Source organism: Vibrio sp. Y2-5 (assembly GCF_014596725.1).
GTDB lineage: Bacteria > Pseudomonadota > Gammaproteobacteria > Enterobacterales > Vibrionaceae > Vibrio.
In genome coordinates this window covers 612,347-627,499 of sequence record NZ_JACVEG010000002.1, presented here as the reverse complement: position 1 = coordinate 627,499, position 15,153 = coordinate 612,347, and the positions used below count along the sequence as shown (strand labels likewise).

At 42.9% G+C, this 15,153-nt stretch carries 13 protein-coding genes and 1 pseudogene; 6 read left to right on the top strand and 8 right to left on the bottom strand.

All coding sequences use genetic code 11. From position 1 onward, the window contains the following. Positions 1–23: 23 nt before the first annotated feature. The 3 genes from HUO09_RS07965 to HUO09_RS07955 all read right to left on the bottom strand — a co-directional run bounded on the left by HUO09_RS07965 (position 24) and on the right by HUO09_RS07955 (position 5,280). Positions 24–998 carry a DUF1852 domain-containing protein gene (locus tag HUO09_RS07965; RefSeq protein ID WP_188233587.1) on the bottom strand — a complete coding sequence of 325 codons (975 nt, stop codon included), beginning with the start codon at positions 996–998 and terminating at the stop codon, positions 24–26. A 245-nt stretch (positions 999–1,243) separates the two neighbouring features. Beyond that, positions 1,244–2,191, bottom strand: coding sequence for an FAD:protein FMN transferase (locus HUO09_RS07960; protein ID WP_188233586.1), 948 nt, complete (start codon positions 2,189–2,191; stop codon positions 1,244–1,246). A 74-nt stretch (positions 2,192–2,265) separates the two neighbouring features. Further along, on the bottom strand, positions 2,266–5,280 hold the full coding sequence (locus HUO09_RS07955; RefSeq protein WP_188233585.1) for an NADH-dependent flavin oxidoreductase: 3,015 nt from the start codon (positions 5,278–5,280) through the stop codon (positions 2,266–2,268). Between the two features lie 309 nt (positions 5,281–5,589). On the opposite strand from HUO09_RS07955, the gene HUO09_RS07950 reads away from it, so the two are divergent. The 4 genes from HUO09_RS07950 (at position 5,590) to HUO09_RS07935 (ending at position 7,939) form a co-directional block, all read left to right on the top strand. Further along, a complete protein-coding gene (locus HUO09_RS07950; protein WP_188233584.1) occupies positions 5,590–6,291 on the top strand; it encodes a YafY family protein in 702 nt (233 codons plus the stop codon). A 66-nt stretch (positions 6,292–6,357) separates the two neighbouring features. Further along, entirely contained in the window at positions 6,358–6,726 is a 369-nt protein-coding gene (locus tag HUO09_RS07945) for a VOC family protein (RefSeq protein ID WP_188233583.1), read from the top strand. A gap of 90 nt (positions 6,727–6,816) precedes the next feature. Beyond that, positions 6,817–7,137: an antibiotic biosynthesis monooxygenase gene (locus HUO09_RS07940; RefSeq protein ID WP_188233582.1), complete on the top strand. Its 321-nt coding sequence runs from the start codon at positions 6,817–6,819 to the stop codon at positions 7,135–7,137. A 25-nt stretch (positions 7,138–7,162) separates the two neighbouring features. Beyond that, the gene (locus HUO09_RS07935; protein ID WP_188233581.1) at positions 7,163–7,939 is read left to right on the top strand and encodes a phosphotransferase family protein; all 777 of its coding nucleotides are present in this window, start codon (positions 7,163–7,165) and stop codon (positions 7,937–7,939) included. Between the two features lie 98 nt (positions 7,940–8,037). Here the strand turns inward: HUO09_RS07935 and HUO09_RS07930 are convergent, their stop codons facing one another. The 3 genes and pseudogenes from HUO09_RS07930 to HUO09_RS07920 all read right to left on the bottom strand — a co-directional run bounded on the left by HUO09_RS07930 (position 8,038) and on the right by HUO09_RS07920 (position 9,995). Beyond that, entirely contained in the window at positions 8,038–8,481 is a 444-nt protein-coding gene (locus HUO09_RS07930; protein WP_188233580.1) for a murein L,D-transpeptidase family protein, read from the bottom strand. A gap of 284 nt (positions 8,482–8,765) precedes the next feature. Then, positions 8,766–9,023 (bottom strand): annotated as a pseudogene (rumB, locus tag HUO09_RS07925) (23S rRNA (uracil(747)-C(5))-methyltransferase); the annotation flags it as partial. 63 nt (positions 9,024–9,086) lie between these two features. Continuing rightward, positions 9,087–9,995 carry a DUF808 domain-containing protein gene (locus tag HUO09_RS07920; protein WP_188233579.1) on the bottom strand — a complete coding sequence of 303 codons (909 nt, stop codon included), beginning with the start codon at positions 9,993–9,995 and terminating at the stop codon, positions 9,087–9,089. 120 nt (positions 9,996–10,115) lie between these two features. Here HUO09_RS07920 and HUO09_RS07915 point away from each other — a divergent pair, with 120 nt between their 5' ends. Next, positions 10,116–11,042 carry a M14 family metallocarboxypeptidase gene (locus tag HUO09_RS07915; protein ID WP_188233578.1) on the top strand — a complete coding sequence of 309 codons (927 nt, stop codon included), beginning with the start codon at positions 10,116–10,118 and terminating at the stop codon, positions 11,040–11,042. A gap of 90 nt (positions 11,043–11,132) precedes the next feature. Here the strand turns inward: HUO09_RS07915 and HUO09_RS07910 are convergent, their stop codons facing one another. Further along, on the bottom strand, positions 11,133–12,671 hold the full coding sequence (locus tag HUO09_RS07910; RefSeq protein WP_188233577.1) for a histidine-type phosphatase: 1,539 nt from the start codon (positions 12,669–12,671) through the stop codon (positions 11,133–11,135). A gap of 344 nt (positions 12,672–13,015) precedes the next feature. Between HUO09_RS07910 and HUO09_RS07905 the strand changes: the two genes are divergently transcribed. After that, positions 13,016–13,669 (top strand): glutathione S-transferase family protein, encoded by a 654-nt coding sequence (locus tag HUO09_RS07905; protein ID WP_188233576.1) that lies wholly within the window; start codon positions 13,016–13,018, stop codon positions 13,667–13,669. 61 nt (positions 13,670–13,730) lie between these two features. On the opposite strand, the gene HUO09_RS07900 is transcribed toward HUO09_RS07905, so the two are convergent. Next, entirely contained in the window at positions 13,731–15,140 is a 1,410-nt protein-coding gene (locus tag HUO09_RS07900; protein ID WP_188233575.1) for a hypothetical protein, read from the bottom strand. Positions 15,141–15,153 lie beyond the last annotated feature (13 nt).

Genomic DNA, 15,153 nt, shown 5'->3' with positions numbered 1-15,153 from the left:
CTGTTCTTCTGTCTCGTTAAGGATTAAGCGTATTGAGCTGACCACTGCTCAAGAACCGATTGATAGGGTTTGATAAAGGCTTCTTCCGCAAACTTACCCTGTTCAATGGCGAGTCGAGTGCGCTCTTCTCGGTCATACACAATGTCTGTTAATGCGTGTTCATTACTCTTCAAATTCGGTTGATAACGCTCCCCTGCTACTGTGTTGGCAAAGTAGATTTCAGGGCGGTAAATCTTTTGGAAGGTTTCCATGGTGCTGATGGTGCTGATCAGTTCCAAATTGGTGTAGTCGTTTAGTAGGTCACCAAAGAAGAAGAATGCGAATGGCGCTACGCTGTTCTTCGGCATGAAATAACGCACTTGTAAGCCCATTTTCTGGAAGTACTGTTCAGTTAATGACGATTCATTCGGCTCGTATTCAACACCAAGAACAGGGTGCTGGTTGTTGGTGCGGTTATACACTTTGCTGTCTGAAACGCTCAAACAAATCACTGGTGGTTTGGCGAAGTTTTGTCGGTAAGCCTCTGATTTGATCAAAGACTTAAATATGCTGCCATGCAACTCACCAAAATCCTCTGGTACTGAGAATTGCGATTTGCCTTTGTTGTGATCCAGTAAACGTACGCTAAAGTCGTAATCACGCACATAAGACGAGAAGTTGTTACCAACAATGCCTTCAATACGTTGGTTCGTCTTGCGATCAACAACATAAGTTTTTAACACTTCAATAGATGGAATAGCTTCGTCTGCATTTTCCATTTTGATATCGGCAGAGATGATTTCCAGCTCTACCGAATAACGATCGCCCGTTGGGTTATCCCAAGACGCCAGTTCGTTAAATCGGCGGTCAATCATATTCAATGCATTGCGTAAGTTCTGCTGACGGTTTTCACCACGAGCCAAGTTCGCAAAGTTAGTTGTGATACGAGTTTTGTCTGATGGATGATAATTTTCATCAAGACAGGTCTTTTTAATTGTGAACGTAAAATTCTGAGTCATGAGCGTTATCTTCAATGTGATTTAGATGAAATCAAAACCATCTTTCGTTAAATCCATGACTTAGTTATAACTGGCGTGCTACAAGTTTAATAACGCTATTACTTAATGTTGATTGTGAGAAAAATTCATGTTCGGAATGGATGAGGGATAGAGTGGAAGATGAGGATGGTTGGTCACTCGCGAAGCGTTTAGAAGAAATAACGCCTGCGAAATAGCATTTACTTGGCTATTGTTTTGAGTCTGCGTTATTCAGAATGAAAAATACACTTGCCATCATCAGCCAAGCCTTGGGTAATATAAATATGCCCGTTTTTAGAGATCACCACAGCTTCAATATTGACTTGTTGATTTAAGTACAAGATGGCGTCATTAGCGCGCTCTAGAAATCCAGCGGTACTCCAGATTTCACCGTCTACAGAACGGTTAGAAATAATCGTAACACTGGCAATATCTGTTGATATCGGCATTCCCGTCTGAGCATCAAGCAGGTGATGATAACGTTGACCATTATCTTCGAAGAAACGTTCGTTAATACCGGAAGTGACCATAGAATGGCCTTTTAGAGGCACAACCCGCACAACTTCCCCACGCTGTGCAAACGGATTTTGAATACCCACATTCCATGATTGGTTAGTGTTATTAAGAGAATAACCTATGGTTAAGACGTTCCCCCCTAAGTTGATAAAGCCATGTTCTACACCTGCATTTACCAGCTTCTTTTTCACTTCATCAGCAAAGTAACCTTTGGCTATTGCTCCTAAATCAATCTCCATATTGGGTTGCGTCAGGTAAACGGAGTGATCTTCTTCATTCAGAATAATGTTGTTCGGGTCAGTTAAACAAAGCTTGGCTGATAATTCGTCTTTTTGGGGCACTTTGGCATTTTTAAAGCCGATACTCCATGTTTTAACCAGAGGACCAATGGCGATATTAAATGGATTTTTTGGATCCACACTGATCGTTTTCGCTATTTTTATAAGATGAAACAGATCCGGTTGTACGACGACTGGAGCAATACCAGCGTTTCGGTTGACGCGCATTAACTCGGAATCGTTCTGATTGACAGTGAATCGCTGATTATACTGATACAGCTGTAGGTAGGCTTCTTTGATGAGTTGCTCACCGTCAGGGTGATGAATCACTAGATCAATAAAGGTTCCCATCATCTGAAATCTGGTTTGGTATTTTTTCATATATTCCTTATTGATTTAGCGTTAAAAAACAGAGGGAAACATTGTTTCCCTCTGATTACGATATCTAACTGAACTTAAACTTGCTCAGCGACGTTCTGACCCGCAATGCGTCCATAAGTGAAGATATCAATTAAAGCATTACCACCCAATCGGTTACCAGCGTGGATACCACCAGCGACTTCACCCGCTGCGTATAAACCTGGGATTATCTCGCCTTCTTTACTAATAACACGCGCCATAGTATCGATTTTCAGTCCTCCCATCGTATGGTGAACCGATGGTTGTCGTGGTGTCGCATAAAATGGGGCTTGGTCTACTTTTAAACCTAAAGCACTTTTATGAAACTCAGGATCAAAACCTTGATCTACGCAGGTGTTGTATTGCTTGATGGTTTCGGTCAATTCAGATGACGGCACACCGATTTTCTCAGCCAGTTCTTCGAGCGTATCCGCTTTAATAATTATGCCCTCTTTGATTTCTCTTTCGATAGTTTCATCAGAGGTATTGGCTGCTGTTTTACGGATCTTCTCATCGGCAATCATGTATATCACACCACCGTTATCAAAGAACGCCTCTGCGAGTACATCTCGACTTTCACACTCATCAATAAAACGTTTACCTTGTTGATTCACAAAGACGAAGTTTTCAGGTGGCACAATCAAACCCGTCAACAAGGCACCTGATTTCGGATCACCGATAGGCATTAGCTGAACAAAGCCCATTCCCACTAATTCTGCACCCGCTTTCTCACCAATAGCGATACCATCACCAATCAATGCTGGAGAGTTAGTTGTCTTGATGTCGTCTGCAATGTCTTTCCAATAGGTATTGTATTTTTGGATCATCTTTGTGTTTGCACCGAAACCACCAGATGCCAGCACCACACCGTTATTAACACGTAGCAGCAGCTTAGTACCATTGCTCTGAGTCGCTTTGATACCGACCACTTTACCATCTTCAACAATCAGATCCGTTGCTCGGGTATCTGTGATGATTCGGCCACCTTGTTCTTGAATGCGTTTTTGCAGTTTATCAACAAACTCAACACCTTTAGGACGCTTCGGTTTGTGTGCACGACGCCACAATGCACCCACAGGAATTTCAACCACGCTGCGATCAAAGTCGATGCCTTTCTCACTCAACCAGTTAATTGACTCCATCGCCTTCGACGTCAGAGTTTCCACTAAGTCATATTGACCATAGATGGATTGGCCGTTCAGGTCGGTACGTTTACCACCTAAATATGTTTGAATACGATGTAGCTCTACAGAATCAAACAGATATTGTTTGCCATTCGCCGCATCCGCAAAATAACGATTCAGTTGCTCTTTGAGTACTTTAAAATCAGAAAGATAGCTGTCTACAAACTCTGATTCCGGCGTGTCAGCAAGACTCATCAAGTATTCTTTTTCACCTGGTAGAGAGCTGAAGTTATTCTGCCATTCAGGTTCTGCCGCATTAACCCAACCACCGGTACGAACTGTGTTACCGCCAATTGCAGGGAATTTCTCCAGTAGAATGACAGAGCGACCTTTATCCAGTGCCGTAAGAGCTGCGCTCAAACCAGCGCCGCCGCCGCCAACAACCACAACATCAACGGTTTCTTCAATGGTTTCAGATGACCATTCAACAGCTTTTCTCGCTTTACAACGAAGTGCCTCAGAGTTACCACCAGCCAGATCAACAGCATTTGATACGCCATCAATAACCGCTTGGCTACTTACCGTCGCACCAGAAATAACATCAATGTTCAGAGTTTGGTCATTGATAATTTGTTGAGGAATGCGTTCAAATGCTGGGTTCGCAATACCATCAGACTCCTTAGAGGAATCAACAGTGATATTGAGGATCTTATCTTCAGAAAACGTCACTGTTACTGGTAAGTCGCTATTATGACCTCGTCCATAAGCCGTATATTCACCAGGCTTAAACTCAATTTTGACGTTTTGAAGCTCTTTAATGCGTTGGTGTTTTAATGCTTCAGCTGCACTGTCTACAATCATGTAGTCCATGATTTCCCAAAGCGGAGTAGGAATTTGCAATTGTTCCTGTTGAGCGATATCAGCAAATTCCGCACACTGCTCTTCATTTAGTGCCTTGGTTGCCCATGTAGGTTCTACCAAATAACCTTTACCTACACTCACCATATCGTAACCTTGTGAGAGCGCTTTATCTGCATCGGCACGTTGAGCAACACCACCTACACCAATTACTGGTATTTTGGCTACATTTTCTGACTGAAGGTGACGATACTTAGTTATAAGTTGTTCTTTATCTTCTGGATCGACAATTGAATTTCGAGCCCAGCTTCCCATTGAAAAATGGAAGTAATCTAAGCCGTGGGTTGCGAGTTTATCCAAAAGGTACATGGTATCCGTAAAGCGGATTCCCGGCTCTTCTATCTCCTCTGGCGAGAAGCGATAGCCAATAATGAAGTCTGGTTTTTGAAGTGATAGAGCAACTTGTTTAACTTTTTCTAAAATCGCAAGTGGGAAGGTTGTGCGTTTTTCGACAGAACCACCCCATTTATCATTTCTTCGATTTGAGTGAGGGGAGAAAAACTGCTGGATGAGGTAAGTGTTGGCTCCGTGGATCTCTACACCATCAAAACCTGCAAGAATTGAACGGCGAACAGCATTGCCAAAGTTTTCGATCATTTCTTCGATCTGAACTTCTGTCATCTCTAGTGGAGTTTCTGCGTTATCACGAAGTGCAGCAACAGGGCTTGCAGAAATAGGTTGATGACCACCGTTGTATTCTGGGTTTGCCATACGGCCAGCGTGATATATCTGCAATATTGCTTTTGAACCTTTCGCCTTTATCGCATCCGCTAATTGTTTTAAGCCAGCCACTTTGCTATCGGTATCAATCCCTAATGCGCCAGGAAAAGCACGACCGTAATTTTCAACAAATGCACTTTCTACGATAATTGCACTGGCATCTCCAGAACGAGCGCCGTAATAAGTGATCATCTCTTGCGTCACGCCGCCATCAAAAAATGCAGATTGAATCGTCATCGGTGCCATCACGATACGATTCTTTAGCATAGCCCCGGACCGAAGCAACATTTCATCGCTTAACTGAACCATTATTTTTTCCTTTTAGAGATTAGTTTCCACCCACAAACTCAATGTTTTGTTACAGCAGTCTTCTAAGATACGAATACGCCAATACACATTGCTGTTGGTGATATATCCACACAAATAATAATGATTTGGTGATATGAGTAAAATGAAAGGTTTACATTTTATCTATGACTATTACGCATAGTGGTATTCATACAAGTAAAGCGTGGTCTCTGTACTTATTTTTCAGTACAACTAACATAGCGATAAAAGTTATAGTGGGTACCACAGCGATTCTTATTACCATTCCACTTAACTGAATACTTTGCTCTTATGTCTAGAAGCCAACGACTGTTCGATTTACTGCAATTGCTGCGGTGTCATAAATACCCTGTTTCCGCTGAACACTTATCCCAGAAGTTAAATGTCAGTGTGCGTACCATCTACCGTGATATTGCGACACTGCAAACACAAGGTGCAGAAATAGAAGGAGAAGCAGGTCTTGGTTATATATTGAAGCCAACATTCACCTTGCCTCCGCTGATGTTTTCAATGGAGGAGCTAGAGGCGCTTTTGCTAGGTGCTGATTGGATTTCCAAACAAGCAAATGGAGAATTCAGTGAATCCGCTCAAAACGCCATTGCAAAAATTTCAGCCGTATTGCCAGCGAATCACAAAGTTAAACACAGCGAAGAAGTCATACGAGTAGCATCAATTATTGAAGCGCCAGAGTTGACCATTGATATGTCTAATATTCGACAGGCTATCCGGCATCAGCACAAAGTCAGGATTGACTACCTAGATTTAAAAGGAAACTCAAGCTCTCGGGTAATCTGGCCAATTTTGATTGGTATGTTTCAACAACATTATGTTTTGGCCGCTTGGTGTGAAGCCCGAGAAGCATTTCGCAATTTTCGCGTAGATAGAATTGAACATTGGCTAACCTTTGAACAAAAGTACCCACGTCATCGTTCTGAATTGCTTAAAGAGTGGCAGCGAGTAGAAGGGATTAATCATCAGAAAATACGCTACTGACAGAAACTGTCACTGATAGCCATTACATTAACAATCAAATCTTACTGTATTACGTTTGGAGCATGTATGTTTACCTTTGATTCGTTTGTTTTGTATGTGAAAGATATTGAAACAAGTAAAGCCTTCTATAGCGATGTATTTGATTGTGAAGGGCAAGTTTTATCGCCAACGTTTGTTTATTTTCCGTTAGAGATTGGGACAAGTATTGCGTTAAAGCAGTTAGCTACAGCCGACCCTAGTTCAACCGTTACTGGTGGCGGGACGGAGCTCTCGTTGTTAGTTAAAGACTCGGAGACGTTGCATCAGCTATTTAATCAATGGCAAGCGAAGGGCGTTAAATTCCTCCAAGTGCCAACAAACTTAGTCTTTGGGCATAGCGCTGTTGCGATTGACCCAGATGGACACAGAATACGTCTTTTCGTACCTAATCAATGATGACTGCTACTAGAGTCATTTGTCGCTTAAGCATTCAGTCGGCATAATGCAGATAGATAACCATATGGATAATGGGCAAGGAGAAAAATCATGTTCATCGCTGTGTATGAGTTTGAAGTTAAAGAGGGAATGGAAGCTGCATTTCGAGAATCTTGGCTAGATTTCACTAAAGCCATTTATCAGCATTGTGGTAGTTTTGGCTCTCGGCTTCATCAGTCAGATCTACCCAATGTTTTCGTTGGGTATGCTCAATGGCCAAGCCGCGAACAATGGGAAAAAGATCATGTTGTTACTGATGAACTCTATAAGATATCTCGCCAAAAAATGCATGATTGTCTGCTGAGTTCCAAGACGGCCTATAAGCTTGAAGTCTGTGATGACTACCTGCAGTCATCACAAGCGCAGGCATAACCAATCTCGATAACGAAGAAGAATTATGCTCGCAAAAGATTTATCAAAAATGGGCAACGCTAGAGTTTCTGTAGAGGTTCTAGACGGCATTAATTGTGTGTTAAAACAAGATGCATCAGAAGTAGAAATACACTTTTATCAAACCGCTGCTCAAAATTTGAAAGGCGTGAATTCACCTGCACTAGTAAAGTTAGATGGAAATAATCTCTTCATCGAACATATTCCAAATAGAATCTCGTTACAGGAACTGCGCGCTCAACCTGATTTGTTTGTCCAGTTGGCCAGCCTTCATCGGTCTGAGTATTTTCCTTCGTTTCCAGTTAAAAAGCATGAATGGACTGATGATGCTACCGATGAAGCGCTCAGGATATTGAACCTTCCTAACTCCGCAGAATCGTCAATAAAACGAGTTCAATCACTATCGAGCTGCATATTTGAGTGTAAAACCTTAATATCTGGTGATACAAATGATGGCAATTGGGGAACCAGAGACAACGGAGAACTTGTGTTGTTCGACTGGGAGCGTTTTGGGCACGGCAGTCCGGCTATTGATTTGGCACCTTTGGTCACTGGACTTGGAACCATTTCTGACTACAAACTCATTATTGAACAGTACACTCGGCATAATGCTTTACTTCCAGAAACTGAACTCCTACGACACCTCATCATCGCAAAGTGCTGGATTATCATTGAAGTGGTGAACATCTTAGTTAGCCGAAATAATCCTGAAAAAGAAAAGTACATTGACTGGTATAGAACCAACATACCTAGATGGCTAGATTTCGTTAAAAACTCGTTATAGATAGCCTTTAATAGTGCCTTGTAGATGCGAAGGAATGATGGAAACTTCAAGGTTGTTTTTGCTTGGTAAGCTTAGAACTGATATGTAGTTGGTTTAAATCACCATTCAATTTCTATTGGCGTTCCAATTCTCACTAGGCTGATAAACTCGTCCATTTCTTCGTTGGTTAAGGCGATACAGCCATTTGTCCAGTCAAAGCTTTGAATGAATTGTGGGTCTCCATCATAGCCGTCTTTTAGGCCATGCACTTTTATCTCACCGCCAGGGTCAACCCCCTCATCCTGAGCGCGCAATTTATCTCTTAGATTCGGATAACTGATACTCATAGAACGGTAAAATTGGCTACTTGGCATAATGTCATCCAAATAATAGCGCCCTTCAGGTGTTCGTTGATCGCCTTCCTGATGCTTATGTCCACGCGGAGATTTACCTAAAGCAATGCGATACTCTTTAATCACTTCGCCTTGGGATACGAGATACATACGGCGTTTGGACTTATCGACTTTGACCAGATCTACTTTCGCCACTTCAGTTTTGGACATGTGAGTTTTGACAGACGGCCCACGTAACACATTGCCCTGAGCGAAGGCCGTGCAGCTTATCAGTAGTGAGAGGAATAAAATCAGTAATCGCTGCATTGTTGCCGTTAGGTTGAGTCAGTGTCTGTTGTTAAGCGTGGGGTATTATTAACTAAGTTAGCCCCACGCTTCTAATCGTCATTCTCTATCAATGATAGCCAGACGTTGCCCAATTTATCGCAGTTTTTATAAGTGGAAAAGCAAACAAACGCGGCGATTTTAAATACAGCTGACTAGATTACTCTTTCTCACAACGCCAACACCTCTGCGTGGTTAGTAGGTGGGAACATATCAAACCACTGAACTTTAACCACTTTGTAGCTTGGTAAGTTCTTCACGTCTTCGTTCATGGTGTGCGGATTACAGCTTGAGTAGACAATATATTTTGGAGTGAACGCTTCCTGTTGATCCGTCAAACTGTTACCAAGACCTCTACGTGATGGATTGACCAACACAAGATTTGGAGCTGAATTATGTGAGTGAGAAAACTGAGCGGAATCTAACGCACCATGAACTTACCATCATGCTCACTGCGAGTAAGTAAGACGAATTTCAACTCACCTTTCTTTTTATTTACCGCGCACTCTATGGATAACTTCTATTGCCCCTACAACAACTAAACCGGCAACCACACCGATAGCCCCATTCAGTAACGCAGGTACCAGAGCATTGACTAAAGTGAGATCCGGCAGCTTCATAATAATAGGCTCAACCCAATGGTGAATAAATGGCACGTTGTGTACCACAATACCTCCACCCACTAAAAACATTGCAGCGGTACCGACCACAGTCAAGCCTTTCATTAGTTTGGGCGCAAAAGCGACTAATACGCTTCCCAGTATAGATAACAGCCCTTTACCTTGTGATTTACGCTCCAGATAAAAGCCAAGGTCATCCAGCTTTACAATACCAGCGACCAAACCATACACGCCTGCGGTCATAATCGTTGCAATTAAGCTGACGACAATCACTTGTGTCACGGTTTGCTGACCTTGAACAGTTCCAAGTGCAATAACAATGATTTCCGCAGACAAGATGAAGTCCGTACGAATCGCCCCTTTTATCTTTGTCTTTTCATACTCTTCAATGGTGAGCTTATTGATCTCTTCTAAAGCTTCATCGGGTTCTTTCTTCGGCTCAGAATGAAACAGCTTCTCCAGTACTTTTTCAGAACCTTCAAAACATAAAAACAGACCGCCCAACAATAACGCAGGCATGATAAGCCAAGGAGCAAAAGCACTGATGACTAATGCGGCGGGCACTAATATCAGCTTATTTCGAAATGAGCCTTTTGCGACAGCCCAAACAACTGGAATTTCCCGTTCTGCGGCTACACCAGAGACTTGTTGAGCGTTCAGTGCTAAGTCGTCGCCCAGCACTCCTGCGGTTTTCTTTGCTGCTACTTTCGACATCACTGCAACATCGTCTAGCACAGTTGCGATGTCGTCTAATAAAGTGAGTAAGCTAGCTCCAGCCATATGACATTCTCTTTTGGGTTTGTATAAAACAAGAGGTAACATAGCAGCCTGTCAGAAATGATGAAACATCTTTAATAACGCTCATCCCATGGCATGAGAATAATTATTCCAAGGAAAGTAATGAAGAATTCACAAGCTTACCCAATCGGAACCCCAGGTCAAAAATGGGGAGAGGCTGAACGCTTACAATGGCGTGCGACGACAACCATCAAACGCGAATATCAGCAAGAAGTTGTGACAAAAATTAAAGCGTTAGAAAACGATTTTGTTGTAGAGCAATACGGTGCTTTGTCTTATGACGAAGCGCGCTACCCACTTTACTCAATCAAGAGCAAAAACTGGCAAGCGAGCAAACCAACCGTGTTGATTACCGGTGGCGTACACGGCTATGAAACCAGCGGTGTGCATGGCGCGCTTAAGTTTATGGCAAACGAAGCCAAGCGTTACGAACAGCACTTCAATATTATTGCTGCGCCTTGCGTCAGTCCTTGGGGGTACGAAACCATTAACCGTTGGAACCCAAATGCGATTGATCCAAACCGTTCGTTCTATGCTGACAGCCCAGCAGAAGAGTCGGCAAACCTAATGGCATTAGTGGCAAGCCTGCCTCAAGAAGTTTTGGTTCATATTGATTTGCATGAAACCACAGACACTGATGAAAGCGAATTCCGCCCTGCTTTAGCAGCGCGTGATGGTATCGACTACGAAGCCGACAGCATTCCAGATGGTTTCTACACTGTCGGTGACACTGCGCTGCCTCAACTTGAGTTCCAGGCGGCTGTTATTGAATCTGTTACTAAAGTAACACATATTGCACCCGCAGATGCGAATGGACAAATCATCGGCTCAGATGTGGTTCAGCACGGTGTGATTCTTTACCCAATGAAGAAACTTGGTCTTTGTGGTGGTGTTACCAATTGCCAATACGGCACTACAACAGAAGTCTACCCAGACAGCCCGAAGGTTACCGATGAAGAGTGTAACGACGCTCAGGTTGCTGCTGTAGTTGGGGCTCTGGATTATGTCCTTGAAAACCATCAAGCATAATCAGTAGAAAACAATAAACCCCGCACAAGAGCATCTCTTTCTGCGGGGTTTATCTTATGAGTGCCTGCACTCAATCATCTTTAGAGCACGTTAGTTCACTGACAGCTCTTTGCTATAACAGCGTTCAAGTTCCGTTAAACTGTAAAAATACTGAGTACCGTCAAACACTTGGCAGTCGGCTTTAAACGCTATTTCCTTCTCGTTGTAAAGCATCTTCACCAAGGTTTCACCGCCTTTGTTCGCACTCTTATACACATCCCACTGAATGTTTGCCGAATATGGTGTTACCCACCCGCCACGCCATTCATTATTTTCTTGAGAATACAACGTCGACGAATCTGCCGCTTGTGTACTGCCTTTCACATGTAATAAAGCAGCTAAAGGCATAATTTGTTCAGCGTGAGCAAAACGTACCTTTGCCACGTGATTCATTGCCTGCTTGTTGTTGGCTACAGCATCCATTTCATTGAACATATCTTTCAATAGCGGTTTAGCAATGTTGTATGTCACACCATTCGCATCCGCAAAGCTTGGGCCTTTCTCATAGAAATCTTCAGCATCTGACTGATAAGAGAACCAAGCCGACTCTTCAGGAGTAATAAACTGCTCTAAACCCCACTCTCCACCTTGAGCCTGTGCTTCACGAAGCATTCCTGGACCGATGATGAACATGTTGTAGAGCATTGAGGCAGCATCTACCTCGTTTTGTACATACTTCCAGTCATCTTTCGTTTCACTAGGTTTCTTGGTGTTGGTCTTGAAACAGTTCTCAGCGTTTATATCGCACTTCTTGTCGTTAGAAACATCATTTTCAAGGAAGTCGACAAACTCTTTAGTGTAAATACGCTCCAACATTTGACGAGCCAACAACTTGGTTTTTGGTAACTCTGAAATTGCATCAAAAGCGCTTTCTAACTTCTCTGAATCTTTAAAAGCTACATAGGCTTCAAAGTTTGCTGCGTAGGGTTGGTATTTCGCACTCTTTGCAGGGTTTGTTTTATGGAAATAGAGCTCAAACTTATTCACCAGCTGCTTATCAATTTCATCTGGCGGTGATTGTGTTTGGTAACACTGCTTAGCATCGTTTTCTACATAAGCCACGTCGTTTGCCAATGACTGCATAAAGTAATGTGCAGTTTGGTTTGCGCGCTCTTGACCTGAGGTCTGCACTTGAATACAAACGGGATTATTGCTGTCGTTAGTCATAATGGAATCTAGACGCTGCGCCATACGAGATGCGATACCGGCAGGCTCTTCTTGACCCACTTTCGTTAGCAGTCCGTACCCCAGATTTTCATTCGCCGCCGTCACTTTATCGATGATTGGACCAAGCTTTTCACCAAGCGGCGTCAATTGTCCGCGTTTTTGCGCCAAATCCCACACCTGCTTACTCAGCACGTCGTATTTTGGGCTTGATAGAGCACGAGCACCATGTCGTTCAACCAACTGGCTGTAAACCACGTGGTAACCTTTCGGTGCGGCTTCATAACTATTTAAATCTTGCTGAGCAGAATAGGTAGCTTTGCTGCTGTACTGATATCCATCACTTTCGTCGGTTTGGTGAGAGGAGCTACAACCACTGAGTAAAGCCACGGTAATTGCAGATGCAATCAGAGTATAACGAGTCATTAATCTTCCTTAATTTCAGAGCAAATTTGGTTGTTACATTTTCAGAAACTCGCTGCACATTAGTTCCGGTTTATGACATTCTCATTGCAGTTTGAATAAGTTACGACGACAGATAACCCTTTGATTTGTTGATATTCCAATGTGGGGAACCTGTTTGTTGTAATAACCTTAAGCCAACGATTACTTTAGATCACTCAAACTTTGTGCGTACGCAGTGACAAACCAGTGCCAATACCGCACATATTGTATAACTCACGCCAATGTATAGCGTATTTTAAATTGACCTATGCTTGGCAATTGGTGAGACTAGCAGGATAAATCAATAAGTAACGTCAGAGGCCTTTATGATTATCCTGCACCATCTTGTTCAGTCCCGCTCTAATCGCATTGCGTGGTTATTAGAAGCGTTGAATCTTCCTTACCAAATTAAAGTTTACCAACGCGACCCTAAAACCTACGGCGCACCAGAGTCACTGAAGCAAATCGATCCGCTGGGTAAGTCACCGGTCATTACCGATGGTGAACAGGTGATTGCTGAATCTGGCGCAATCATTGAATATCTGATTGATACCTACGACACCGAGCAACAGTTCAAACCTAAAGAATCTAAAGCGCTGTTAAATTACCGCTACTGGCTACACTTTGCTGAAGGCTCAATGATGCCTTTATTGGTGATGCGACTGGTTTTATCTAAAGCTGTCGACAAACCAATGCCGTTCTTCATTAAACCTGTAATTAAAAAGTTTGTGCAGGCGTTAAACCAACACTTCATCGACCCAAGAATTATTCCGCAACTCAAACTTATTGATCAGCATCTTTCTGACAACAAATGGTTCGCGGGTGAAGAGCTCTCAGGCGCAGATTTCCAGATGGTACTTGCTCTTCAGCTTGCTAGTGCACGTTGTGATATGTCTCCTTACCACCACATTAAAAAGTACATAGAACAAGTTGAAAGCGTAGACAGCTATCAAAAAGCAATGAAAAAACTCGCGGAATAACCGCTCGTCACAACAACCGATTCTTATATTGCTCCGGCGTCTGTCCGGAGTATTGGTTACATCATTGTCGACGGTTTAAATCACACAAGTGTTGAACCACTGAGCTAATTTTCGCAGGTATAACACCTCTCTTCTGCTCTATACCCAAACGATCAGTGAAGACAAAATTATAAAGATAGCGATAGATATCTTGCCATTGGTGAAGACGTTTTAAGCTTATTCTGCGCGCATACTCTGGACTTAACCAAAGGTTAAACTCGTCCCAGAAAGTTTGATTCCAATTGGGATGAGTTGGAATCAACTGTTCGACGTTAAACTGCTTATTGGTCAACACACCAACACCTACATGCCAATTGTGTTGCGAATATTCAATAAACAACCGATGCCATCGCTCATTCCACCAACTCATCGTTTTTGCCATCGCAGCAGATTTTGAATTTGGCGCGTGCTTTTGCACATGGCAATAGAACAATGCTGTTTGGTCACTGCTGACTTCTTCACAAAAAGCGGTTATTGCAGCTCCACGCAAAAAACTTTCATGTTCAAGAGCAATCGCTTGAGGTGGAAAGTTAATCGTCTTGTGTCGAAGGTTCTGAAAGTGAGCATGAGCAGCATATACAGGGCGGAGAATAAGAGCTTCTTTAGACAGAGCGTGACAATGCTCAGTATAGGCAAGCATGTCAAACTGGCTGCGAGCCAAAATTTTACTGTATGTTTTCTCCGCTTTACTCAATACATCTTCGTCGCCTTCGACACTTATCTCTCTTGTATCTAACTTATAAAGGTCAAGCTGTAATTCTTCTAGTTGCGATGAAAACCGGTTGAATAAAGCATTATCACTGATGAGCAATACATAACCCGACTGTGCATCAACACTAGAAATCGTCCACAAGTGAGTATCTCTCTGGTAATTATCAAGATGTTGAAAACCAGAACGGCAAGTTTGTACACATGTTCTGGTTTGAATCAGAGGAAAACAGACATTGGCTTCCCATTGGCGACCAGAATAAGTGAGCAATTGTGCGAGCTTTGAGATGTGTTGTGAAAACAGCTTATTGCTTAGCTTACATTCTCTTTGAAGGTTTTCAGGGGAAACACCTCTAATGAGTGCGTCCATAATAGGCTGCAGTTGTTTAGTCAGCTTCTCAACATTAGGCTGAGTGATAACGCGCTGGCACTGGGTACACTTTATTCTCTGGCTACCTGATGCTGTATAACCATAACGATGAAGTTGTGGCTGCTGGCAACCACAACTGTCGAGAAACTCTAGATCAAATTGCTCACTTTTAATTTGGTTCGCAAGCGCAATGATGGGTTGATTCAATAAAACGGGAGGGAATGCCCCACATTCAGGGCAGTACCATGCATCATAGCCGAGCCGATTTGAGCGAGAATAAACACTGAGGTCTTGCTGACCGCAATTGGGGCAACCATAGGTTTTGCACCCGTTATATTCTTCTCTGAATGGCATCGTCCCTCCCAAA

Excerpts from the sequence above, each read along its gene's own strand:
- HUO09_RS07965 (WP_188233587.1), bottom strand. The coding sequence starts at position 998 with ATGACTCAGAATTTTACGTTCACAATTAAAAAGACCTGTCTTGATGAA.
- HUO09_RS07960 (WP_188233586.1), bottom strand. The coding sequence starts at position 2,191 with ATGAAAAAATACCAAACCAGATTTCAGATGATGGGAACCTTTATTGAT.
- HUO09_RS07955 (WP_188233585.1), bottom strand. The coding sequence starts at position 5,280 with ATGGTTCAGTTAAGCGATGAAATGTTGCTTCGGTCCGGGGCTATGCTA.
- HUO09_RS07950 (WP_188233584.1), top strand. The coding sequence starts at position 5,590 with ATGTCTAGAAGCCAACGACTGTTCGATTTACTGCAATTGCTGCGGTGT.
- HUO09_RS07945 (WP_188233583.1), top strand. The coding sequence starts at position 6,358 with ATGTTTACCTTTGATTCGTTTGTTTTGTATGTGAAAGATATTGAAACA.
- HUO09_RS07940 (WP_188233582.1), top strand. The coding sequence starts at position 6,817 with ATGTTCATCGCTGTGTATGAGTTTGAAGTTAAAGAGGGAATGGAAGCT.
- HUO09_RS07935 (WP_188233581.1), top strand. The coding sequence starts at position 7,163 with ATGCTCGCAAAAGATTTATCAAAAATGGGCAACGCTAGAGTTTCTGTA.
- HUO09_RS07930 (WP_188233580.1), bottom strand. The coding sequence starts at position 8,481 with ATGTCCAAAACTGAAGTGGCGAAAGTAGATCTGGTCAAAGTCGATAAG.
- HUO09_RS07920 (WP_188233579.1), bottom strand. The coding sequence starts at position 9,995 with ATGGCTGGAGCTAGCTTACTCACTTTATTAGACGACATCGCAACTGTG.
- HUO09_RS07915 (WP_188233578.1), top strand. The coding sequence starts at position 10,116 with ATGAAGAATTCACAAGCTTACCCAATCGGAACCCCAGGTCAAAAATGG.
- HUO09_RS07910 (WP_188233577.1), bottom strand. The coding sequence starts at position 12,671 with ATGACTCGTTATACTCTGATTGCATCTGCAATTACCGTGGCTTTACTC.
- HUO09_RS07905 (WP_188233576.1), top strand. The coding sequence starts at position 13,016 with ATGATTATCCTGCACCATCTTGTTCAGTCCCGCTCTAATCGCATTGCG.
- HUO09_RS07900 (WP_188233575.1), bottom strand. The coding sequence starts at position 15,140 with ATGCCATTCAGAGAAGAATATAACGGGTGCAAAACCTATGGTTGCCCC.